The following is a 22,740-nucleotide window of genomic DNA, read 5'->3' as shown; positions in this document are numbered from 1 at the left end:
CTGCTCAAAAATTTATCAGCTTGTTGTTGACTAAAATAAGATAGCAATTAAAAGGAGTTAGACTCTATTGCTCATTTCGCTATTTTTTTCTCGATTGCTTTTGAGCTATTTTGTTCAGAAATTTGTCAAGCTGTTGCTGGCTAATTTGAGCGGCTGCAAAGTCAGAAGGAGTGTAACTTTTCGTTTCAATCGCTTGACAGTGAACAATCAAATTTCTCAAAATCTTCATAAATTGCTTGGCGAGTTGTTCAATAGTTTCTAAACGATGAATATTTTCACTGTAAACAAATTGTATTTCCAATTTGTGAGAATGAATGAGACCACTAACTTCTAAAAGATGACTACGATAGCCTAAAGAAGTGTGATCGGATTTCCATTCTTTGACTGTTCCTAAGACCCCGGTAGCGGATAGTACCTGATCAAATTGACCTAAGTAATTAAAACTGACCTGGGGCTTTATTAACTGTTCACAATTATATATTACCTCTTTATCTTTGGATAGATATCTGAGGATACCATAACTAATACCATGATTGGGTAGATGACGTAATTGTTCTTTAACAGTTTTTAATGTTTCTTGGGGTTTACCTGTTTGACTCCGTTCCAATTTTAGAGGAAATAAAGTGGTAAACCAACCGACAGTGCGAGATAAATCTATATCGTCAAATAAGTTTTCTCGTCCATGTCCTTCTAAGTCAACTAATAAGGCATTTTCCCCCGTCCATTGACCAAAACTTTCCACTAACGCAGTTAACAAAATATCGTTAATTTGAGTATTGTAAGCACTGGGAACATCTTGTAATAATCCTCGCGTTTCTTCTTCTGTTAAGGACAAGTTAGTCGCTTTAGCTGAACTTAATAAATTTACATCTTGTTCGGGGTTATAATCTACAGGTAAAGGCTGTATTTTTGTTGGGAATTGAGATAACCAATAACTTAACTCGTGTTTTAATTTATCAGATTGACTATAGCTAACTAGCCGTTTTGACCAATCTTGAAAAGAAGTGGTTTTGCGCGGTAATTTAATGGCTTGATCTTGACTAATTTGTTGATAAGCAGTGGTTAAATCTTCTAGCAAAATCCGCCAGGAAATACCATCTACCGCTAAATGATGAATGACGATTAATAATTGATTTGCTTGTTGATTACCTAATTTAAATAAGGCGACTTTAACAATTTCTCCTGATGTCAAATTTAAGCTCCGTTGTAACTCAGAATCATAACGGTTAATAGCGGCGGCTTGGTCGTTGGTAGACAGATGAGATAAATCAATAACGCTTAAGGGAACAATTTCATTGAGGCCATCATTAATTTGCTGAATCTGACCATTTTTTTCTTCATAACGTAACCGTAACGCATCATGGTGACTGAGTAATTGCTGTAAAACTCCTTTTAATAAGTCTGGGTCTAAGGTAGCTGGTACTTCTATTAAAGCGGATTGATTGAAAAAGTGTGTTTCAGCTAAATTTTGCTCAAAAAACCAACACTGAATAGGCGTTAATGGTAGAATTCCTGTAACAACATTTTGATTAGCTTCAATTTGTTGACTGGTTCCAATCACAGTGGCTAATTCCGCAATGGTTTGATACTGAAAAAGCTGTTTAGGAATTAACTGTATCCCCATCTGATTCGCTTTAGAAATCATTTGGATACTAATAATTGAATCGCCCCCTAGTTCAAAAAAATTGTCATGAATGCCCACTTGTTGCAGCCTTAAAACTTCAGCCCAAATGCTGGCTAATTGTTTTTCAGTTTGGCTGGTTGGAACAGTAATATCCTGAGTATAAGACAGAGTTTTATCAGGAATTGGTAGAGCTTTATAATCGACTTTTCCATTGGGTGTTAAGGGAATCTCGTCTAAGAAAATAAAGACAGAGGGAACCATATAGGCGGGTAATTTCTCCTTGAGGTAATAGCGAATTTCTTCAAGGGTTACTTGATTTTGCTTCCCTAGTAAATAGGCCACTAACTGTTTATTTCCTGGATGATCTTCCCTAGCGATGACTACTGCTTGTTTGATTCGAGAATATTGGTTTAAAATGGCTTCTATTTCTGCCAGTTCAATACGAAAGCCGCGAATTTTAACTTGAGAGTCTATCCGTCCTAAAAATTCTAGATTACCATCTGGTTTATAACGAACTAAATCTCCAGTTTTGTAGAGTTTATCGCCGGCTTTAAAAGGATTATCAATAAATTTTTCGGCGGTTAGTTCAGGGCGGTTTAAGTAACCTCTAGCTATACCTAATCCCCCTATATAAAGTTCCCCAGGTACACCAAGCGGCATGGGTTGTAAATATTGATCTAAAATATAAACCTGAACATTATTGATAGGTTTACCTATAGGAATTTCGCCTCCCTTAACGGGGGCATCAGGGAGATAATAGAGGGTAGAGACAACGGTGGCCTCAGTCGGACCATAACTATTAACTAATTTGGGATAATAACCGACGTATTCCTGCCACATTTTTACCCGTTCAGGTAAGACTCTTTCACCGCCTAAAATGACTAACCGTAATGAAGGGGGTAAAGATAGATTTTCCTGCATTATTTCTGTGACTAATAAATGCCAGTAAGCGGTAGGTAAATCCCAAATAGTAATCCCTTTTTCTTGGGATTTTTGTATAAAATTAGCCACAGATTTCATCATCTCTTCTGTTCTGAGAACAAGAGTACCGCCGCTACTTAAACAGGGATAAATTTCTTCTGCCGCCGCATCAAAATTAATCGAGGCAAATTGTAAAACTTTATCTTTAACATTTATTTGATATTGATTAATAGCACTTTGAGTCAAGTTAATTAAAGATTTATGCTCAATTAACACTCCTTTAGGCTGTCCCGTAGAACCTGATGTATAGATAATATAGGCAAGGTTTTTAGTACCAATTTCTGCCTCAAAATTAGCGGTATTTTGTTCTTCAATAATCGCTTTTTGGCTATCTAGATAAACTGATTTTACGGCTTGATTATTAGTTAAATAAGCATACTTTTCTAAGGTGACAACAATAGAAACCTTAGCATCTATCATCATATAATCTAATCTTTCTTTCGGGTAGACAGGATCAAGAGATAAGTAGGCGGCTCCTGCTTTGAGTATGCCCAAAACTCCGATGATCATTTCTAGGGATCGCTCTAAACAAATCCCTACTAAATCATCAGATTTAACCCCTAAAGTTCGCAAATAATGAGCTAGTTGATTAGCTTTTTCATTTAATTGTTGGTAATTAATTTTTTCTTGCCCACAAACAACGGCGATCGCTTCTGGGTTCTTTCTGACTTGTTCCTCAAAGAGTTGATGAATAGTGTTAACAGCAGGATATTTAGTATCAGTTTGATTCCAGGCTACTAATAACTGATGTTTTTGCTCCTCTTTTAATAAAGAATATTGAGAGAGGCGTTGATAGGGATTAGCTAAAATGCCACTTAATAGGGTTTGATAATCCGTGATCATTCTTTCAATTGTAGAGCGATCAAATAGATCACTATTGTATTCCCAAACCATTGTAATTCCTTCAGTTTCATTGCTTTTGATTTGGGCAGTAGAATGACAGCTTACTCGTTGTTCATAACGGGGAATTACTACAATATCAAGGTCAAATTTAGCTGAAGAATTGCTAACTGCCTCATTTTGTTTAATACTTAATCCCGGTAAATTGAGGTCAGGTAATTGAGCATCATGAAAACTAAACATTACCTGAAATAAGGGATTATAACTTAAGTGACGAACTGGTTTTAAAATTTCAACAACTTTATCAAAGGGCAAGTCTTCATTGGCATAACCTTCTAAGGTGACTTGACGAACTCTGTTTAATAATTCTCGAAAAGTTGGATTACCTGAAACATCGGTGCGAAAAACAATATTATTGACAATCATGCCAATTAATTCTTCAGTTTGCCGTAAACGTCGGTTAGCAACCCCTGATCCTATACAAATATCTTCTTGCCCTGTATAGCGATAAATTTGGGTTAAAAATACGGCAAACATACTCATAAATAGTGTTACCCCTTCTTGACGACCTAAAGCTCTTAGGGACTTGCACATATCTAAGGGGAGATCAACTCGAATCATTCCCCCTGAGTATGTTTGTTCTGTTGGGCGTGGGCGATCTAATGGTAATTCTAAAAGCGGCGGCATCCCCGTTAATTTTTTCTGCCAATAGTCGAGTTGGGTTTGTGCTTGTTCAGTTTTAACCCATTCTCGTTGCCAATGAGCAAAGTCTACAAATTGTATTGAAGGTTCATTTAAGGGAGAAGGTTTTCCTTCTGAAAAAGCTTGATATAGGATGATTAATTCTTTTAAAAATAAATTAAATGACCAGCCATCGTGTACCATGTGATGTTCTACATGGATTAGCACCCATTCTTGATCACTTAATTTTAATAATGTCCAATGGATTAACGGTAATTGGCTAATATTAAAAGGTTTATGAATTGATTTCTCAGTCAATCTTGCTATTTCTTGTGCTTGTTCTTCTTCCGAAAAATTTTGCAAGTTGATTACAGGTAGCTTAACCGGTTGAGGGGGGTGAATCAATTGTACTAATTTACCATTGATTGTAGGAAATGTTGTACGAAATATTTCATGACGACGTAAAATTTCCGTTAAGCTTTTTTCTAAAATGCTAATATTTAAATATCCTTTAATCTGTAATATTTCTTGAAATTGATAGGCGGTTACTGAGGAAGATAATTGTTCTATAAAATAAACCCTTTCTTGAGCAAAAGAAACCGGTAAATATCCCTCTCTAGGAATAGGCTTAATTTCAGTAAAGCTTGATTTTTGCTGTTTATTTTGTTGTTGAGCGATCACTTGAACTAATTCACTAACCGTCGGGTTATTTAAAAGATTTTCTAAAGAAATTTCTACTTTAAAAGTATCCCGAATTCTCGATAAAATTTGTACAGCAATTAGGGAATGTCCCCCCAATTGGAAAAAGTTTTCATTAACTCCTATTTGCCTTAATCCAAATACTTTAGACCAAATTTGTGCTAAGGCTTCTTCTTGAGGATTACGAGGGGTTACAATTTTTCTATCAGTTTGAGTAAAATAAGGTATCGGTAAAGCTTTCCGATCAACTTTTCCATTGACAGTGAGCGGCAAGTTTTCTAATACAACAAAATTCCTAGGAATCATATAGCTAGGGAGTTTATTTGTTAGGTATTTTTCCAAGTTTGTGGTTAAATTTTCCTCAGCTAAATAGGGAACAATATAAGCAACTAAGCTTTTATTTCCTAAAGAATCTTCCCTGTCAATAACAAGGGTTTGAGCTACTTGTGGATGTTGCCGTAAAAAATTTTCTATTTCTCCTAATTCAATCCGAAAACCGTTGATTTTGACTTGATAATCAATTCGTCCCCGATACTCTAGATTCCCGTCCGTTAAATATAGACCTAAATCCCCTGTTTTATATAATCTTTCTGAAGGGTTAAAGGGAGATTGAATAAATTTTTCTGCTGTTAATTCTGGACGGTTTAAATAGCCCCTAGCAACCCCTAAACCACCTATATAAATTTCTCCTTCTACTTCAGTAGGCAAAATTTTTATATTTTCATCTAAAACATAAACTTGAATATTATTTCCTATGCTTTTGCCAATGGGAATTTCTGACCTATTTAGTTGACTTTCTGTCAGTTCTGATAGCTTACAAATTGTCGCTCCAATTGTAGTTTCAGTTGGGCCATAAATATTTATTAACTGAGGGAAAGTTCCCACCCTCTTTAACCACTGTTTTACTGCTTCAGACTGGGCTTTTTCTCCACCAATAATAACTAATCGTAAACTGTTTGGCAAGGCGATTTTACGGTTAATTAATTCCTGAACTAATAAATGCCAGTAAGCAGTGGGTAAATTCCATACATTGATACTTAATTCTTCAGATTTCTTGACAAATAAGGGGATAGAACTGATCATTTCTTCAGTCCGTAAGACTAAAGTAGCACCTGAACAAAGACTAGAATAAATTTCTTCGGCGGCTACATCAAAACTAATAGAAGCAAACTGAAGCACGCCTTCAGCTTTAACAAGCTGATATTGATCAATAATTAACTGAATATAGTTAACTAAGGACTGATGTTCAATCATCACTCCTTTAGGTTTTCCTGTTGAACCTGATGTATAGATAATGTAGGCTAAATTATTAGGTTTTACTGTATTAATTAAATTACTTGAGCTATATTGGGCAATGTCTGACCACTGACTATCTAAACAAACTACTGCTCCCTCATAATTGGTAATTAAATTAGACCATTTTGCTCCAGTTACTAACAGAGAGATTTGAGAATCTTGCACCATGTAGCTTAATCTTTCCTGGGGATAGGCCGGATCAAGAGGAACATAAGCACCTCCGGCTTTGAGAATGCCGAGCATTCCAATAATCATCTCCAAGGAGCTATCAACACATAGACCTACTAATGTCTCAGATTTTATGCCTAATGTTTGTAAATAATAAGCCAGTTGATTTGCTTTTATATTTAATTCTTGGTAAGTTAATTCTCTTTCTTTAAAAGCTATTGCTGCGGCTTCAGGTGTTTGTTCTACTTGGGTTTCAAATAAATGATGAATACATTTGTTGAGCATGGGGAAATTATTGGTTAATGGTCTTTATTTTCATATTTTTTAATATAGAATAAAGTTTAGCTTTTTTGGACAAAACTAAACTTTTTTTAAGATTTAGGATGTTATTTTGTTATTAATAAGAAAAAATTTTATATACAATTAATTAGTATAACCCATAGCTTTTAAAGGATCTTTAAGTTCTTGATTGCATAATAATAAATCTGATTGATTCATTTCATTTTTATATCTTTCGATTGTACCTTTATTAAAATTCCAGGCTGTTGCTTTGCAATTTTCGTGTTTTAGATATATCTGCTTAATTTCTTCTTCTTTTAAATTTAAATTTAAAAATTCGCTCATTTCTAAAAGAACAGCAAATTTATTTGCCATCAACTTTTCATACTGAATCAAAAACACTTGATTGATTTTATGCCATTTGTACCAGTTACTTGTCCAAGATTTAACCAGGGGAAGACCATCTTTAATAGTCTTCATATTTTTAAACCCATTTGAAGGATCTAATCCTTTCCTACTTCTTTCTCCGTGATCAATAGCTGAAAGAATAATATCTCTGGGATCTCTATAGCAGAAAGTTGCTTTGGCCAATCCTAAAGCCATTAATAATTTAATTAAAAAAGTTAGTTCTGAATGAGTTTTGATAACAATATTTCCGTATTTTATTTTAATAAAAATTATAATTACAAATTCTTTAAGCCCTATTTTTCTTAAAAAACCGTAATTAGAATAATTGTCAAATTTTTCTTGAGCTATGACATTTTTGTGACTAGCTAATCCTAATAAATCTTGCTGATATCGAAAAACAAGTGTACTAGCAGATTTAGGAATACTACTACTTATTATTATCATATTTCTTGATGTCTAGGGACTTATCATATCATTATACTATTTAATGAAATAAGATAATAAAAATTTTTTCTAGGTTACAGAAAGTTAATTCAAGAATTAACGGCTGTTTTGTAAAGATTAATAACATTTTTTCCGCATTGCTCCCAGCTAAAAAGTTTAGCACGTTCGATGGATTTATGAGACAGTTTTTCACGTAGGGAAGAATCATAATAAAGCTCGAGAATACTTTGGCATAATTCATCAGAATCTTTAGGATTTATCATAATTCCTGCATCGCCAACCACCTCTGGTAGAGACGAAGTATTAGAAGTAATTACTGGAGTACCGCATTGCATTGCTTCTAGGGGAGGAAGCCCAAAGCCCTCATATAAAGAAGGAAAGACAAACATCATCGCTCCGCTATAAAGAGGAGCAAGATCGGCATCATCCACATAACCTGTAACAATAATTTGCTTTTTTAACTCTTTGAGTTGATCAATTTCATTGAAGATATTATTATATAGCCAACCTTTAGCTCCGGCTAAAACTAACGATAAATCTTTAAGCTTTTCTTGTTGAACTAAACGAGCAAAACATCGGATAAGTTGCTCAATATTTTTACGAGGCTCTAAGTTGTTCAACGCCAAAATATAAGGGCGGTTTGGTATTTTATATTTTTTCTTAATTCGCTCGATTTGTTCAATATTTTTACAGGGATAAAAATTTTCAGAGGCGGCAGAATAAACGACATGAACTCGTTGGCTATCTATAACTTTTAAATGATTACATAGATCATTTTTGGCAGATTCAGAAACACAAATCAACCAAGTTTCAGGATTGATGCTGTTGAGTATTTCTTGAAAATTTTTAACGATGGCTTCATGAACATACTCGGGAAATAAAATAGGAATTAAATCATGAAAAGTCAAAAATTTTTGTAAGTGTTTCATTCCTTGAATTTTTTTAGGTATGGAGAAAAAAGAAGAATGATAAATTTCTTTATCAGCTAGTTGTTGCTGAGGAATAGGATCAAAATTACCCAAAAATGTATTAATTAGGATTTTTTTAAATTTTTTAGATAGGGTAAATTCCCATTGATTAAATTTATCTAAATAATTAATAATTTTTAATAAATTTTCTTGGTTAATTGTGATATTGTTTTGGAATTCTATTAATAATTTTGTATCTAGTAACTCTGATTTTTTTAAATATTTGTAAACTTCCAGCCAATGCTCAACTGTTGGTAGGCTGGCGCAGACCGATAACTCGCATTCAGGCGCTTTTGCTAATTGTAAAGATAAATTTTTCGCTACTCTACCTACTCCAGATTGACCGACTAATTCTATTAACGCCATATCAAAAACAACTTTCATATACCATACCAATTTCAAAACCGCCTAAAAGCTCCCTATGGAGAGAACATTTATTAGAAATAATAGAGTAATCCTAGGGTTTTTTACAAATCTGAGCGAAAAAATTTATGTTTTTCACACTAAGCTATGCTAGAGATTGGACTTTTGCAAGAAGCCTAATAAACAATAAAGAAATGTTTCAAGTCTAGTCTTAGGAGTGATTTCTTAGGTGATCATCAAGCAAACGCTCAAATTCTGCTTTGACAATCCCATAGCACTCACAACAAATCGATTCTAACCCGTCTCGGTCAATAATAGTCATTTGTCCGCGCCGATATTGAATCAGTCCCGCTTTTTGAATGGTGGCTGCAACCAAACTGACACTGGCGCGACGAACACCTAACATCTGGCTTAGAAACTCTTGAGTGAGGGGAAATTCCTTGGCACCGACTCGATCTTCAGTCAAAAGAAGAAGCATTCACCGAAAAACAACGGCACAAAATTCTCTCTCACTTTCCTTTTGTTGCTTATAATGTTATCGGTATTGCCGCTTCTCTTGGGGGACTCAGTGCGATAAGCAAGATTTTGGGTGCTTTACCGGAAAACTTTCCAGCCGCCATTGTTATAGTTCAGCATATAGCCCCCCAATATCCTAGCTATCTATGCGAAATTTTAAGTCAGCGCACGGCTTTGCGCGTTAAGCAGGCAGAACATGGAGAACTATTACGTCCGGGTACGGTCTATACACCTGTTCCTGATAGGCATTTACTAATCAATCCCGACGGCACTTTCTATTTGTCGGATTCAGAAAAAATGAATTTTGTTCGTCCTTGTGCGGATAAAATGTTTATGTCATTAGCAAAAACTTACAAGACTAGAACGATCGCCATTGTTCTTACAGGCAGAGATAGCGATGGAGCTTTGGGAGTCTTGGCGATTAAAAAGTATGGCGGAGTTGTGATTGCTCAAGATGAGGCAACTTCGGAATGTTTCAGTATGCCCAAGTCTGCTATTGATACAGGGAAAGTAGATTTGGTTTTGCCAATAAATGCGATTTCTGCTGCTTTAGTTAATTTGCTCAACACAAAAATTGAACTTCACACGACTTAAAATTTAAGCATAAATGATATATCGTTATATTTTAAAAAAACCTCACTCAGGTCTTTTCTATCTATGTCTTCTGGATTCTGCCGAAAGGTTATTTAAACGAGTTTGAAAAGAATGTAAAAGTGAGAAACACTAATAATTTCGTCAAAATTGTTTCTATGAAATCAATTACTTCTTTTTTTGCTACGCTGAAACGTTGGACTGTTGCCGTAATGGTTTGTGTCTGTGCCCTTGCATTGGTTTGGGGTAGCACATACAATGGAAACCTAATAGCCATAGCCGGAACAGAGACAGGTAATAAAATACAACAAGAAAATAAAAACTTTGTAAAGGATGCAGCCGACAAAGTCAAGGAAACTGCCGCCAAAAATGCTCAAAGAGTTGAAAAAGCAACTGACAATGATGGAAGTTTTCTTGAACGTAAAGCTAAAAGAGATGCAGCCCGTATCGAAAAGAGAGCCGATGAAGATGCTCAAAGAACTCAAAAAGCGATCGACAACAATGTTAATGCTGTTGAACGTACTATTGATAACATCAAAAATGCTTTGAGCAAGTAAAAAATTTAGGAGTTACGCACTCCTGATTAAAAACAACGATTTTATGTCCCAAGCGAGCCTAGCGAAGGCTCGCGAACAATCTCAAACCCTAATTATTTCGTGGAGAGTGCGTAATTCCTAGAATGTTCATAGAGATACAATATTGTATTTGGTGGGTTACGGAGCGGATCAAAACTTATCTCTTTTTCATGAAAATCATCACCGTGCCTAACCCACCCTACGAATCATAAACTTTTCTTATCACCATCAGTACGGGAGAGCGATTTCCTTCTGCTGTAGAAAACTTATACAATCCTAGACTTAGGTGAACTATCCTTGATGATGCTCACTATAGGCCACTAGCAGCAGTGAAAGAGGTTCCCCCGTATTGGGATGAACCGGTTCATGGACTTTGTCGATGCAATAGCCGCTTCCTCGCAACAGTGAAACCCAGGAGCTTAAGGTACGAAAATACCAAGGCATTGCTTCAGTAAATCCAACACCGAAGCCGGTGAAAGTTTCTGTTCGCCACCCATCGCAGTATTGATTTTGTCGGATTTCACTTAGTGGATGTACTGTCTGAATTACTAGCATCCCAGGGGGCACAAGAACGCTCCTCACAGATTTCAGCAGTTCTAAAATATCTTTTTCCAAGAGTGAAAAGTTACAAACAATTGCCTCGAAATTGCTGCCTACAGTCTTTGGAGCGGCTATAAGTTCAGAATATGAGCAATGGTGAAAAGTTCCGCCTCCCTCAGCCCGTGCCAGTTCAATTAACTGTGCAGAAAAATCAACCCCAATCACCTCAATTCCTCGTGAGCTTAAAGCCCGTGTCAACCATCCTTCGCCACAACCAAGATCTAGAACACGCTTTATTTCAGGCTCACTTAAAGCCTGTAGGATAGCCGCATTAGTCGCTAAGGAGCGGCTAACAATAGAGCCACTACGGACCGCTTCGGTCCAAGCTCTGGCATTGGCTTCCCAGCTACGTTTTATCTGTTGGTGCGGATCTTGATTCATCTGTCCCTTTGACCTACCCAATACTTTTTTATCTCTTAAGAAAGAATTCAGATCGCTTTCGTTTAAATTAATATTATTAATATAACGTTTACAGGCAAGAGCTTTTTACCAAAATTTTATTAAGAACTGAAGGTTAGAAATGAAAAAGGCAGTCAAGCTCCCTAAATTACCTTTGTTGTGCCGAGAAAGAAGCGAACTTTTCTACTTAATTTTAATCGGACTGTTAGCCATTTCGATGTCTCATTTGGGTAAACCCGTTGCCCAGACAAATAATAATAATAGTAAATCATTAAATCCAGCCCAATCAATAATTATTTAATAATAATTAATAGTTACTAAAATTTTTGGGGTTCTTTCGGCATCGTGGGGAAAAATATTGATAAAGATACAAAATTCCCTTTAGCGAGTTACGGTCCGGCTCAAAACTTATTCGTTTCTTATAAAAATTATCCCCGCGCCTAACCCACCCTACAATAAGGAAGCTTTTTTTATCACCACAAGTACGGGAGAGACAACTCACTTCGTATTTATGACAATTTATTTTTCCTCTTTAAAGAGCAACCCGCCAAGTAAAATAAGAGAACATTATTAGTAGGCTATCAGGCTATCTACTCAATTAGTGAGAGGAAAAAGATTTAGCATAACCCTATAATGATTATTAAAACTCAAATTTTCAACTATTGCTGATAATAGTTTTTATTCTTAAACCCATAGGAGATCTAAGTATGTCGTCCTCATCAGGAGACTTTACTATTGGTGTTGAAGAGTTGATTTAATTGTCACAGAAACGACAAAAGGATTATAATAAACCCGTGAAATTGCTGTTTAAATCAAAAAGTCTTATTTTTTAAAAACTGGAAAGAGTTGATTCTTGAGCCAAATTTTTGATTGAGCGTGTATATACAAAGGGTCAGCACAAATTGAAATCGCCTTGGCATAAGATTCTAAAGCGTTTCCATAGGCTCCCATTTCTGCTAAAAGTAATCCTTTGTTAAAGTAAGCGGCATGAAATTGGGGGTCAAGAATAGTCGCTCGTTCGTAGGCCGCCAATGCCTCTGATTGACGTTTTAATGCCGAGAGAGTATTTCCTATATTATTCCAAATTGTGGCCGAATAAGGTACTATTGCTGCTACTTTTTTAAAAGTAAGAAGGGCTTCTGTGTACTCTTGATTAAGATAAAAAGCTAGACCTTTTTCATTCAATAATTTACAGTCTGGATAGTCAGATAAATTATTTACCATTTTTAATGATTTTAAACAAGTCGAAAAATTAATGGATAACGAAAAGAAACGTCTGGATTATTCAAACAGTGAATAACTGCCCAAATCGACAAACCCCAATGATAAACCAACCAGATAGGAACTAAAATCAAACCTAATAGGCCAAAGCTGATAAAAGATAAAAAGGCAATAATGGCTCCATAAAACCAAACGTTTAGATGAAAATTAATGGCTTCAGCCGTGTTTTCTTTGACTATATTATCTTCACTTACATACCCAATCGCACAAGGAATACCAATCGAAACAACCAATGAGCTTATGAAAATAGAAGCATGAGAACCAGCCGAAAGATACTTTCTTTTGTCTTCATTAGGAATAGCTTGTATTTGTTCTTCTAGTATCGCCATAGACTTAAATTTTTTAACTGGCTATTAATCTATTACTATCTTAATATTTGCTCTTTTAAATAGAAATAGCTAAATTACTCTACAAAATAGTAAAGTTTACCGAACAAAAACCAAAAACTTTGTACCTCACTAGACTGAAAAACGCTATATTTTTGTGTTTGAGAAAGCAAGAAAATATCAGCAGAGCGCCCATTGGGGCAAATTTATTTAATCTGCGTCTTCCTGTAGGCTTTCTTCAGGAAGCTGATGGATTACATCCGATAGTAGTTCTTTTTTTGAAGGCTGGTTGAGAGTGTTCATCTGGTTTTCAATCCCTAGCCGCAGTATTTTAAGTTGATATGAATCTAAAGAAAGCTGTATGGGTGATGAATGATCAGCCGCATGATCCCACGACTGCAATTGAGATTTTAGTTCCTCCTCGATCGATTTTGCTCGCTCGCTCGCTTCGGAGTATTCATCTGTTCCATAAGTTGAAAAATTTTGCTCTCGCTTTGAACTATCAGAAAATTGTTCATTTTTTAAATTAGCACTCATCTGAGAAATGCTTTGATATATCAGTTCTAATTGCTCTCGATTGACGACAAGGGGTAGGGCATCCATAATTTTTATTTAAAGGTAAGCTTTTTGTTTTATTTTAGTGACCTACGATAGGCTAGTTATCTATCGGGAGACAGTTTTCACTCTGTCGTCGCCGGCTGTGCATTTTTTCGGTGAAGAAAGAAAACTTTAGAGGTTTTCTCATAAGCCGCCATTAAACAAAATAATTGTGATTCTACTCACTGAAGAATACGCTAATCAACTAGCATAAACTTTAATTGTTAAAAATTTTACTTTTAATAAATTGTTTCCCTGCTTTTAATAATTATTCTTTAAGATTTTCGGGTTCTCCGCTTTCTAGCTAGTCTGCTAGATTTTACCTAAAAGATTGACGTTTTAAAATCTCTCTTAAGTAAGAGCCAGAGCCAATTTATCTATGCCAGAATATTTATAGTTAAGTTTACTTATACCAATTCTCCTTAATAATACAATTTATTTTTCTTTAAAGCCCTCTTAACAAGGGGGTTGGGAGGATCAATTAAATGCAGCGTTATAGAGAATCGGTATTACGTTTGAGCCAAAAATTTCTAACTATTATTGAGAAAGCCAAAAAATCAAACAAAGTTAGAGAAAGTTTTGAGTGCAGCTATGCCAAATCAATTGCAAATCTCTCATTACATTAATTATTACCAGAAAATTTTAGAACAGTTGAAACTTTCCGTGAGTTCAAGAGAGTTAAAAGTGCTTCTTCCTTTAGTTAATCTAATTTTTGAGGTGGATTCTCTCTATGATATAAAAGAAAAGACTTTTGCTCGTTCAGAGGTCGAGGATCTTCGAGAAAAAATGAGCATATTATTGTCTGAATCTTCCTCTTTAACACAACCAGCTATAGAACATTTTTTTAAAGCCATAGAAGAAGAGTCAGATGAAGCCCCACTACTTTCTTTAAAAGAATACTTACAGATTAGCCGTTACAGCATTGGAGCAGAACTTCTCTCTAATTATATAGCTTATATTCTTAATATATCTCCCGCAATTTGGTTCTCTAAAAAAATAACAAGTTTCCGAGAAGAAATTTATACTTTAATTCGTCTAGCCAATGATTATTTAGATGTTAAGGGAGAGCAGCCCAGAAAAGAGAAAGAAAAAGAGCAAGTTAAAGCGATACAATTTTTTTCTAATCCTCTTCTTTTTCAAGGTTATTTCTTAGTCCGTTACATTTTTCATAAACTTAATTATTATTTCTTTCAAGTTCAAAGTTTCTTAAATTTAATATTTAAAAAAGAAAATGAGGAATTGAAAGCAATTATCTGTGCAGAATCGATTTTGATTTGGGCTTATAAAGTCTATGTAATAGACCAAAATTCCGTTCACCAGTTTTGAGTCTTTTTGTTCTAAAACAATAAAGTGCTAAGTACCTGGACATAAATAAAGTTGATTATGTTAAGAAATGTAAAAGCCTTGAAAACCTTTCCTGTTCCCTGTTCCCTTACCAAACAGTTAACTTTAATTTTGTCCAGGTACTTACCTTGACTATTATAAACAGCCAAGGCGCAACAATTAGTAACTTGTACAAAAATATCCTCTTTCTCTAAAGGTTTTGCCTCCTTGAAAAGAATTATAAAAGATCAGTGCAGGATAGTCTCCTGTAGGTGTCATGGGAAAGGGTGAGGTAAGAGTGTTATTGTCTTTCGTCAGGAGGTGCAAACTGTGCAAATAATTCCGCTCCGGTCATATTTTTAGTTTCATTGGCAAAAGAATAATATTCCGGCTTCTCATCGATAAATACCTGATGCTCTAAAACAAGACCTTCCACATTATCAAGAATTCCCACTGGAATATAATACTGGTGGTTTTGTTTCAAGCGATAAAATAGATGAGTACCACAGTTTGTACAAAAACCTCGTTCTGCCCATTGAGATGATTGATAAATTCCGATGTTGTCTTCACCAGAGAAACTCACGTCACTACCACACTCAACCGCTAACAACGCACCACCACCCCATTTACGGCACATATTACAATGACACGCCGCTATTTGATGATTCAAGCTGGTTGTTGACAGGCTCACCGCTTTGCATAAGCAACTGCCTTTGACAATATTTGAAGTGGACATTTTTTTGCCTCCCTTAGTCTCCAATAAATGGTTGCCTTTATTATCGCTGGTCTAACAATCTATTTGCTGCGACTTATTAAACCATAAAATCTAAGTTAAGATCATCCTCATTCGCTCATCCAACTCCATTCTAAAACTTCCATAAACTCAACAGCACCGAACAGAAACAGATGAACAGAGCAATAGCATAACCAAATAAGATTTAGGCACTTGACAGACAGTTAAAGCGGCTAACTGAAGAGAACCAGCCACAACCAAAGCGAGTCAATAAGTAGGCGGACTCCCAATAAAGTTAACAGTGAGATTCAGGAAAATTGTAATTATCAAAGCGATTAACTATATTTTCTATATAAATGAACATTTTCTCCCACGATGCGAAAAGAGCCGTTTTGCTAGAATTCAAGTATCACCTTAAACTTCAATTGAAGTCAATTAGCGGCTCAATCAGCTTTTCAAAACTGACAATCAATTGGGGAAATTTTCATTAAAAAGAGAAAAAATGGCAAAAACAATCAATCAAGTTAACTATACAGAGACAGATTTAGATAAATTCGCTTTAGCTATTAAACAAGATGGAATTTGTGTCATCCCTAATGTTTTTAATCAAGAGTTAATTGAAGAGTGGCAACAAGCTTTTGAAAAGTTATTTCAAGAGCGTCAAAAGCGACCAGGGGGACTAGCCCCTCGTGAAAAAGCTCGCTATTATTTAACTTTACCTTGGATAGCCCCATTTGCTAATGAGGAAGTTTTTGCTAATAGAGTGGTTTTGGAAATTTTAAACCGCGTATTTTGGCAGGAATATGTAATGGTTCAACTCGGCTGTGATATACCTGTACAAGGTTCTGATTATCAAGAAATTCACCGAGATTTCCGCCCTTTATTTTCGGAACAAATATTTACTCCGGCTTACGCTTTAGCAATTAATTTTCCTTTGGTTGAAGTAACCCCAGATAATGGACCGTTCCAAATGGCGCGGGGGACACATCTTCTATCTCGTGCCGAAGGGTTAGCTAAAATTGCAAGCGGGGAAATCCCAATGGAATCTTTTTACCTAAAACCCGGTGACATTATCGTGCGAAATCCTTTTGCCTTACACCGAGGTTCTCCGAATTTGACGGCGACTCCAAGACCAATGATCGTCATGGGTTATGTTATTCACTGGTTACACACGCCAAAAGTAGATTTAACCCTCTCGCAAGATTATTATCAAAGTTTGCCAGCACAAACACAACAAATGCTACGTTGTCAGGTTATTGAGCAGTTAGACATCAATAAAGCTGAAACCTATATAAATTTTAAGTATTAAACAGATAAGTACCTCGACAAAGACCGTTGTCACTCAAAAAATTACTATGTCTGATAACAATCTCACATCTAATTTTTCTGCCGTTCCCCTGACTTATACTAATCCAGTGTACGAAGGCTATTTAGCAGATCCCTTTATTTGGAAATACTTTGGGGTTTATTATGCCATCGGCACAGGAGCGGCTGAAGCGGCAGGAGATATTGATCACCCACAGACTCAATCGTTAGTATTTCCTTTGTTGCGCTCAGATAATCTTGTTGACTGGGAACGGATGGATAATGCTTTAGTACGGCCTGATTCGCATTTGGGTGATAACTTTTGGGCCCCTGAAGTGGCTTATAACAACGGCAAATTTTATCTTTATTATTCAGTAGGGCATGGGGATAAAAATCATCAGTTGCGCGTTGCCGAAAGTGTCACTCCTAGCGGCCCCTATCGTGATGTGGGAAAATCGCTAAGTGATCCTCAATCTTGTCCGTTTGCTATCGATCCTCACCCATTTTGCGATGATGATGGGCAATGGTATTTGTTTTACGCTCGTGATTTTTTAGATACTGAGGATGAAGTTCGTGCCGGTACGGCGCTGTTTGTAGATAAGCTTCAAGATATGACAACTCTATCTGGAGAGGGAAAAGTTGTTCTACGAGCGCGTTCGGATTGGCAAAGATTTTTAAAAGATCGCTTAATGTATGGTAAGTTATTCGATTGGCATACTCTTGAAGGGCCTTATGTTCGCAAACATTCTGGGCGATACTACTGTTTCTATAGCGGAGGACGCTGGGAAAGTGATCTTTATGGTGTAGATTACGCTGTGGCTGAACTGGTGATGGGGCCTTACTCAGACGTAGGCAACGAAAACGGACCGAGGGTTTTACGTTCTGTTAATGAGCGTGTTTTAGGTCCTGGCCATAATTCAATAATTTTGGGGGTTGATGATCGTAGTGAGTATATTGTTTATCATGCTTGGGACACAAAGATGACAAAGCGGCGAATGTGCCTAGATAAGCTGATTTGGACATCACAAGGACCGCGCTCCCAAGGCCCGACTTGGACTGAACAACTGCTTACTTAGGGAAAATGGCGTTAATGCACAACAGCTTACTAAAGTGTGTGAGACTTTCACCATAAAAAGGCCAAATTGGTCTTTTTATAGTTAACAAAATTAGGGGTACTATCAATGTACTAGCTTACTCCTTCTGACTGAGGAGCGCTCTTCTCCTGCTTGTTTCTCGGTTCTGGGGCGAAGTGATACAGGTTCACGCTTTTTCGGGTTCGGAACCAACATGGTCGCGTTTGGGTTTACGCGCTCCCACTCTTCGCTTTGTCTTTTTCTGTGTTGATGTGGCATCAATTGTATCAAGGTCTTCTACTTTTACGCTCTCTTCTCCTCTAGTTTCATTATTACAAGGAGGAGGGATAATTTCATCGTTTTTGACTGAGGTCGCTTTTTTTCTTCCTTTTTTAACAGTTGGTGCTGATGAAGCAACTGTTGTATTACCCTTATCAACTGAAGATGTAGAAGAAGCAGTTGGAGTACGTTTGCGACTTTTCTTTTGAGTTGACGAAGAATTAGTTTGAGGAGCATCGGGAGAAGTTGTTAAAGTCGTTTCCGGAGAAGGAATTTTTGATGTGCTGTCGGGTAGAGAAGATTGTTCGTTATTCTTTATGTTTCTCAAAGCTCCTTCCATTTTTAATAATCTTGATAAATGTTCTTGGCGACTTGCCGAATAAGTTAATTTTTGTTCTCCTTCTACTGCATCTATAGCCATTCGCTCACCCTATCGCCAAAGTAAGAGCATTCTCTTGTATACGCTGTAGTCTTAAGGTATCTTCACCTTCATGAAAATTAGCCTTGCTCCAAGACGATTAATCATTGTCGTTTTTCCCACGCCGCTAGGTCCGTACACTAATACATGAGCAAAGCCGGCTGGCTCGACAATAGCACGCATCAAAGCTTGATCAATTTTGTTTAAATGAGGATGTAATACCGCATATTCCTTAAATTGACTGAGCTTTTGGCGTGCTAAACTATTACTAACCAATAGTTCCTCATCCATTAGCGATACTCCTCAAATATAGGCAAAGAAGAAAGCTCAACTTTTGGGGGAATTGATTGGGTTTTTACCTCGGAGAAAGTAATTGGTGAATCGTATGATGATAATGGGAAAATTTGGGTTGATGTTAGCCTAACAGAGGATTTTGTTGTAGGCTCAAGAGCGAGCGCGTTAAGAACATTTTTCCCTTCAAGATCTCGCAAACGTTGTAGTAGCAAAGCTTCATGTTTTTGCACACTATGCAGAAAATCGGCTAGACGAAGCGCAGAAATAACAATTTTTCTATTGGTGAGTTTTGCCTGTTGCTTCATTTCTTGTGCCGCTAAAACAAGTTCTTTTTCAGTTCGCCCTTCAAAAATGCTGTAGTATTGAGAAATGCACTTGACCCAACGTCCTTGGACATAAGCATAAGCGACACTAACATCAAAGGGGTCATAACGGACTGGCACAGAAGTTCCTTCAATTTCCGGGTTACGAAAAGCCTCACTCCAATAGTAGAGATAATGCAGTTTAATTCCGCGACCGGCTTGAATTTTAGCTGTGGATTTAGAGGTCGTGGGATAAGTAGCTAAGATAAAGTTTTCATCATAGGCAATATGTCGATGTTCTCGCTCTCCTGTTAAGATTAACCCCTGTTCATAAGCAATTCGGGGTGTCACACAAAGAGCCGGATGCTCAGTTGTGTCATAAAGCTCGCCCCTCCCACTGTTGGAGATAAGTGTACAAATCACTTAAAGTCCAAACCGCTTGTTGTTTTGGATTAATATCTTTGGTGAGGGTTCGAGGCTGTTTGGATGCTTGAGTGTTTCCTAATAGATTATAGACAAACTGAGTATTCGTTGTATCAAACAGTCGCTCGATAACGCTTCCAAAGCGAGGTTGATGAGCGGGACGAGTTTTTTTTAGGCAGTGATACCTTGCCAGTAAGCTATCAAAATAAACACTGTGGAATTCTTTGCCCCCATCGACGACTAATGACTCAGGAAAGCGCCCTGTTCGCCCTACACAAATACGTAAAACCATCATACAGGAACGATAAGATGGAGAGTCAAAGGTTAGATAAATGGCTAGAATGCGACGACTGTAAGCGTCAGTCAGCAGAGTCAACCAAGGTCGCCCTAACAGTCTGCCTGTAGTAGAAGAACGTAATTCAATATCTAGCTGAGTATGGTCCAGATGAGCTACACTCAGTGGCCGGTCTCCGTGGCGTGGGGTAGAAGCATTTAGTTCCCAATACCAAGGACTTACCTGATAAGCTACTTTAGCCCCGTATCGCTTTCTTAGATGTTCGGGAGATCCGCGCTCTTTTATTCGTTTGTAGAATGTGGTGCGACTAAGGGCAGTAATTTGAGCCGTCGAACAAGCTCTCTGGTAAGCTCGATACACTGATGCCGCAGGAGCTTGTCGAGAAGTTTCAAAATGTTGTGCGATAAAACTATCGAGTAATGAAAGTGCTTGATTATTGGCTTTGGGTAAGCGATTTCCTCGTTTTTTTGTTAAAGGTAATAAACCTACGTATCCGCAACCTAACTCAACATCAGCTTCACGAAATTTTTTAACCCACTTTCTTACTGTCCTTTCTGAGAAATTTTTTTCAAAATTCTTATTTCGCTCCAAATAGGCTTGAACAGCCAAATTACGATGGTTAGCTATTTCTAAATCTTTAGCCGAGGCTTGACTTATTAATTCCCGAATTTTTTGTTGATTATTTTCTGATAAATTAGGATAACGTTTAGTTATCGAACCCGACAGCAATAAGTTCTGGAAGATTTCATTATTTAGTTTTACTGGCTGTCCATTTTCAGGTAACAAAGTTGTTGTGGTCTGCCCTTGATTAATTAATGTCCAAAACTTTCCATCCCAGTCTAGCTGAGTATTAGCGGATAATAACATCGACGATATGGGTAAGAGAGAATTTGAGGCGAGACGGGATGAAATTACGGTTTCATGGCTCGTTTTATCGGAATATAACCTTACTTCAGCACCATTAACTAAAGGGATGGCTGATAAATCTACATAAATTTGTTCAAGAGCTATCATTTTATACAAATCATTAGCTCGAACCTCTTCTAAATTTGACAGAATTTGAGTAAGCGTGATTCCTTGATTATCTTGAATAATTGTTTTAACTTGTGTTTGAATTTCTCGAGAAACCGAAACCGTAAATTTTAAATAATCTTCTAAAAATATTAAATTTTGGATATAAATCGGATTGAGGCTGGCATCAGAACGAACATAATATTTAAGACCTAGTAAAGATGCGAATTCTTCCCCTGGAGGACATCGCCAAACCCCAAGCTCCGTTTTTTGATAACGGGTAGGATATTTTTCACTTAAATTAATTAATTGTTTTTCGGTTTTCCACTCTTCCCAAGCCGCGTGACTTGAGCGCAGCACGAAAAAATCCGGCGTGTGATAGTGTCCAATTGTTCGCCCTGCCGCATTTTGATATTTAATTTTAAACCCCTCTGGTTGGTCATAAAACTCCAGAACATCTTTATCGTGTTCCATCTGGTAAATAGCCCACAATTCCACTTTTGCACTCTCAAAGGAGACCGTATGCCCCATTTTACGACTTGGGTACACCCCGCTCACATTGCCGGCTCGACCCTGTACACGACGCGACGGAGGAGACGAGCGAATTGATTTAATCAATTCCACGGTTGGCGAGGGCAGTTTTAACTTCTGACACCAGTCAGTAAATTGTTGGTCATTCATTGACTTTCTTTGACTCCTCGAAGTGCCTTAGAGTTGTTCCAACATTTTTAAACCTTTTAATCTTTCTCTGCGTCAGTGTTTAAGCTTATTACTTACTCTTAATTGTAAATCATATCTTTGCCAAAATCAACCATATCTGACTCTTGAAAGGGGCTGTTTTTAGAAAACTTTTTAGGAGCGCGAACGGAGCAAGAACTTCGGGCACGGTTATGGTTGACATTTGGGAGTTAGAGTAATTATAGCCGAGGTAAGTCAACTTGAGCAGTGGCGCAAACCCTTGTAACCTCGTTCTAACCTGGCAAAGTTATGGTTAACAAATTTGGCCTTTTTATGGTGAAAGTCTCAACTATAGCCAAAACTGTGGTTGTCGAATCGGCTTCATCGGCTCATGCGGCTTCTTTTGAGTTTTTCCTTGGTGACCAAGGGTCTGGTATTTTATCTTTTGACAATTCTTCCATAACAGGAATAGGTTTAGAAACTGTTCAGTTATCTGAACTAAAAAATGCTGATTTTTTTTATTCTTATGTAGGCATTCCCTCGTCGCCCTTTCCTCCAACCGCCATAATCTCGGGTTCTAAAACTCCCATTAGTTTTAACTTTAATCAAGGAGAATTGTCAGGAATATTTTTAGAATCAGAGCTAATTTACAATGAAGTATTTTATCCAGGGGGTAGTACGGGAGTAACAATTAATGGGATACATTCGCTTTTTCTTCTGGGTGGTAGCTACGAGCAATATTTTACGGGAACCGTTTCTGTGGGAGGATTCGATGTTAATACTGGAGAATTTTTTGAATACACAGATACCTATACTAATGATTTACTATCTTCAGGAAGTATAATTTTTAAGACAGTAGAACCAATTCCAGAACCTTTAACGTTTTTGGGTACTGGGGCAGCATTATGTTTTGGCACTTTCTTCAAAGGTAAATTATCTAAAAATAAAGCGGCTCTCCCGTACCTGTGAT

At 36.9% G+C, this 22,740-nt stretch carries 19 protein-coding genes; 6 read left to right on the top strand and 13 right to left on the bottom strand.

Annotation, left to right across the window (positions count from 1 at the left end):
• Positions 1-79: 79 nt before the first annotated feature.
• The 4 genes from CYAN7822_RS29220 to CYAN7822_RS29205 all read right to left on the bottom strand — a co-directional run bounded on the left by CYAN7822_RS29220 (position 80) and on the right by CYAN7822_RS29205 (position 9,217).
• The gene (locus tag CYAN7822_RS29220) at positions 80-6,574 is read right to left on the bottom strand and encodes a non-ribosomal peptide synthetase (RefSeq protein WP_013334574.1); all 6,495 of its coding nucleotides are present in this window, start codon (positions 6,572-6,574) and stop codon (positions 80-82) included.
• A 138-nt stretch (positions 6,575-6,712) separates the two neighbouring features.
• On the bottom strand, positions 6,713-7,420 hold the full coding sequence (locus CYAN7822_RS29215) for a sulfotransferase domain-containing protein (RefSeq protein WP_013334573.1): 708 nt from the start codon (positions 7,418-7,420) through the stop codon (positions 6,713-6,715).
• An 89-nt stretch (positions 7,421-7,509) separates the two neighbouring features.
• Positions 7,510-8,772, bottom strand: coding sequence for a glycosyltransferase family 4 protein (locus tag CYAN7822_RS29210; RefSeq protein WP_041934089.1), 1,263 nt, complete (start codon positions 8,770-8,772; stop codon positions 7,510-7,512).
• A gap of 190 nt (positions 8,773-8,962) precedes the next feature.
• The gene (locus tag CYAN7822_RS29205) at positions 8,963-9,217 is read right to left on the bottom strand and encodes a Crp/Fnr family transcriptional regulator (protein ID WP_245602821.1); all 255 of its coding nucleotides are present in this window, start codon (positions 9,215-9,217) and stop codon (positions 8,963-8,965) included.
• Between the two features lie 35 nt (positions 9,218-9,252).
• On the opposite strand from CYAN7822_RS29205, the gene CYAN7822_RS29200 reads away from it, so the two are divergent.
• Together CYAN7822_RS29200 and CYAN7822_RS29195 are read left to right on the top strand one after the other, a co-directional pair.
• Positions 9,253-9,861 (top strand): chemotaxis protein CheB, encoded by a 609-nt coding sequence (locus CYAN7822_RS29200; RefSeq protein WP_013334571.1) that lies wholly within the window; start codon positions 9,253-9,255, stop codon positions 9,859-9,861.
• Positions 9,862-10,016: 155 nt separating this feature from the next.
• Positions 10,017-10,415 (top strand): hypothetical protein, encoded by a 399-nt coding sequence (locus CYAN7822_RS29195; protein ID WP_013334570.1) that lies wholly within the window; start codon positions 10,017-10,019, stop codon positions 10,413-10,415.
• A 309-nt stretch (positions 10,416-10,724) separates the two neighbouring features.
• Here the strand turns inward: CYAN7822_RS29195 and CYAN7822_RS29190 are convergent, their stop codons facing one another.
• The 4 genes from CYAN7822_RS29190 to CYAN7822_RS29170 form a co-directional block, all read right to left on the bottom strand.
• The gene (locus CYAN7822_RS29190; protein ID WP_013334569.1) at positions 10,725-11,414 is read right to left on the bottom strand and encodes a class I SAM-dependent methyltransferase; all 690 of its coding nucleotides are present in this window, start codon (positions 11,412-11,414) and stop codon (positions 10,725-10,727) included.
• Positions 11,415-12,254: 840 nt separating this feature from the next.
• Positions 12,255-12,656, bottom strand: a complete 402-nt coding sequence (locus CYAN7822_RS29180; RefSeq protein WP_013334567.1) for a tetratricopeptide repeat protein — start codon at positions 12,654-12,656, stop codon at positions 12,255-12,257.
• Between the two features lie 11 nt (positions 12,657-12,667).
• Positions 12,668-13,042: a DUF4870 domain-containing protein gene (locus CYAN7822_RS29175; protein ID WP_013334566.1), complete on the bottom strand. Its 375-nt coding sequence runs from the start codon at positions 13,040-13,042 to the stop codon at positions 12,668-12,670.
• 207 nt (positions 13,043-13,249) lie between these two features.
• A complete protein-coding gene (locus CYAN7822_RS29170) occupies positions 13,250-13,642 on the bottom strand; it encodes a hypothetical protein (RefSeq protein ID WP_013334565.1) in 393 nt (130 codons plus the stop codon).
• A gap of 534 nt (positions 13,643-14,176) precedes the next feature.
• On the opposite strand from CYAN7822_RS29170, the gene CYAN7822_RS29165 reads away from it, so the two are divergent.
• The gene (locus CYAN7822_RS29165) at positions 14,177-14,962 is read left to right on the top strand and encodes a terpene synthase family protein (RefSeq protein WP_245602820.1); all 786 of its coding nucleotides are present in this window, start codon (positions 14,177-14,179) and stop codon (positions 14,960-14,962) included.
• A 298-nt stretch (positions 14,963-15,260) separates the two neighbouring features.
• Here CYAN7822_RS29165 and CYAN7822_RS29160 read toward each other — a convergent pair whose 3' ends face one another.
• Positions 15,261-15,695 carry a GFA family protein gene (locus tag CYAN7822_RS29160; RefSeq protein ID WP_013334563.1) on the bottom strand — a complete coding sequence of 145 codons (435 nt, stop codon included), beginning with the start codon at positions 15,693-15,695 and terminating at the stop codon, positions 15,261-15,263.
• Between the two features lie 499 nt (positions 15,696-16,194).
• Here CYAN7822_RS29160 and CYAN7822_RS29155 point away from each other — a divergent pair, with 499 nt between their 5' ends.
• Together CYAN7822_RS29155 and CYAN7822_RS29150 are read left to right on the top strand one after the other, a co-directional pair.
• Positions 16,195-17,001 (top strand): phytanoyl-CoA dioxygenase family protein, encoded by an 807-nt coding sequence (locus CYAN7822_RS29155; RefSeq protein ID WP_013334562.1) that lies wholly within the window; start codon positions 16,195-16,197, stop codon positions 16,999-17,001.
• Positions 17,002-17,047: 46 nt separating this feature from the next.
• A complete protein-coding gene (locus tag CYAN7822_RS29150; RefSeq protein ID WP_013334561.1) occupies positions 17,048-18,073 on the top strand; it encodes a glycoside hydrolase family 43 protein in 1,026 nt (341 codons plus the stop codon).
• Between the two features lie 184 nt (positions 18,074-18,257).
• On the opposite strand, the gene CYAN7822_RS29145 is transcribed toward CYAN7822_RS29150, so the two are convergent.
• Genes CYAN7822_RS29145 through CYAN7822_RS29135 form a run of 4 tightly spaced genes read right to left on the bottom strand, consistent with a single transcriptional unit; the run spans position 18,258 to position 21,773 of the window.
• On the bottom strand, positions 18,258-18,770 hold the full coding sequence (locus CYAN7822_RS29145; protein ID WP_041934087.1) for a hypothetical protein: 513 nt from the start codon (positions 18,768-18,770) through the stop codon (positions 18,258-18,260).
• 51 nt (positions 18,771-18,821) lie between these two features.
• Positions 18,822-19,058, bottom strand: coding sequence for a hypothetical protein (locus tag CYAN7822_RS29140; protein ID WP_041934086.1), 237 nt, complete (start codon positions 19,056-19,058; stop codon positions 18,822-18,824).
• On the bottom strand, positions 19,058-19,714 hold the full coding sequence (locus CYAN7822_RS39775; protein ID WP_245602819.1) for a Mu transposase C-terminal domain-containing protein: 657 nt from the start codon (positions 19,712-19,714) through the stop codon (positions 19,058-19,060). The genes CYAN7822_RS29140 and CYAN7822_RS39775 overlap by 1 nt, the downstream gene beginning before the upstream one ends.
• A 25-nt stretch (positions 19,715-19,739) precedes the next feature.
• Positions 19,740-21,773, bottom strand: a complete 2,034-nt coding sequence (locus CYAN7822_RS29135; protein ID WP_245602818.1) for a TnsA endonuclease N-terminal domain-containing protein — start codon at positions 21,771-21,773, stop codon at positions 19,740-19,742.
• Positions 21,774-22,079: 306 nt separating this feature from the next.
• Between CYAN7822_RS29135 and CYAN7822_RS29130 the strand changes: the two genes are divergently transcribed.
• A complete protein-coding gene (locus CYAN7822_RS29130; protein WP_041934085.1) occupies positions 22,080-22,739 on the top strand; it encodes a PEP-CTERM sorting domain-containing protein in 660 nt (219 codons plus the stop codon).
• Position 22,740: the final 1 nt, after the last annotated feature.

Origin of the sequence: Gloeothece verrucosa PCC 7822 (assembly GCF_000147335.1) — a bacterium.
GTDB classification, from domain to species: domain Bacteria; phylum Cyanobacteriota; class Cyanobacteriia; order Cyanobacteriales; family Microcystaceae; genus Gloeothece; species Gloeothece verrucosa.
Note: the sequence above shows the minus strand (reverse complement) of the source record. Positions and strands in the feature narration are given on the sequence as shown.

Bases quoted from the DNA above. Each gene is read 5' to 3' on its own strand.
- CYAN7822_RS29220 (WP_013334574.1), bottom strand. From the start codon at position 6,574: ATGCTCAACAAATGTATTCATCATTTATTTGAAACCCAAGTAGAACAA.
- CYAN7822_RS29215 (WP_013334573.1), bottom strand. From the start codon at position 7,420: ATGATAATAATAAGTAGTAGTATTCCTAAATCTGCTAGTACACTTGTT.
- CYAN7822_RS29210 (WP_041934089.1), bottom strand. From the start codon at position 8,772: ATGAAAGTTGTTTTTGATATGGCGTTAATAGAATTAGTCGGTCAATCT.
- CYAN7822_RS29195 (WP_013334570.1), top strand. From the start codon at position 10,017: ATGAAATCAATTACTTCTTTTTTTGCTACGCTGAAACGTTGGACTGTT.
- CYAN7822_RS29190 (WP_013334569.1), bottom strand. From the start codon at position 11,414: ATGAATCAAGATCCGCACCAACAGATAAAACGTAGCTGGGAAGCCAAT.
- CYAN7822_RS29180 (WP_013334567.1), bottom strand. From the start codon at position 12,656: ATGGTAAATAATTTATCTGACTATCCAGACTGTAAATTATTGAATGAA.
- CYAN7822_RS29175 (WP_013334566.1), bottom strand. From the start codon at position 13,042: ATGGCGATACTAGAAGAACAAATACAAGCTATTCCTAATGAAGACAAA.
- CYAN7822_RS29170 (WP_013334565.1), bottom strand. From the start codon at position 13,642: ATGGATGCCCTACCCCTTGTCGTCAATCGAGAGCAATTAGAACTGATA.
- CYAN7822_RS29160 (WP_013334563.1), bottom strand. From the start codon at position 15,695: ATGTCCACTTCAAATATTGTCAAAGGCAGTTGCTTATGCAAAGCGGTG.
- CYAN7822_RS29155 (WP_013334562.1), top strand. From the start codon at position 16,195: ATGGCAAAAACAATCAATCAAGTTAACTATACAGAGACAGATTTAGAT.
- CYAN7822_RS29150 (WP_013334561.1), top strand. From the start codon at position 17,048: ATGTCTGATAACAATCTCACATCTAATTTTTCTGCCGTTCCCCTGACT.
- CYAN7822_RS29145 (WP_041934087.1), bottom strand. From the start codon at position 18,770: ATGGCTATAGATGCAGTAGAAGGAGAACAAAAATTAACTTATTCGGCA.
- CYAN7822_RS29140 (WP_041934086.1), bottom strand. From the start codon at position 19,058: ATGGATGAGGAACTATTGGTTAGTAATAGTTTAGCACGCCAAAAGCTC.
- CYAN7822_RS29135 (WP_245602818.1), bottom strand. From the start codon at position 21,773: ATGAATGACCAACAATTTACTGACTGGTGTCAGAAGTTAAAACTGCCC.
- CYAN7822_RS29130 (WP_041934085.1), top strand. From the start codon at position 22,080: ATGGTTAACAAATTTGGCCTTTTTATGGTGAAAGTCTCAACTATAGCC.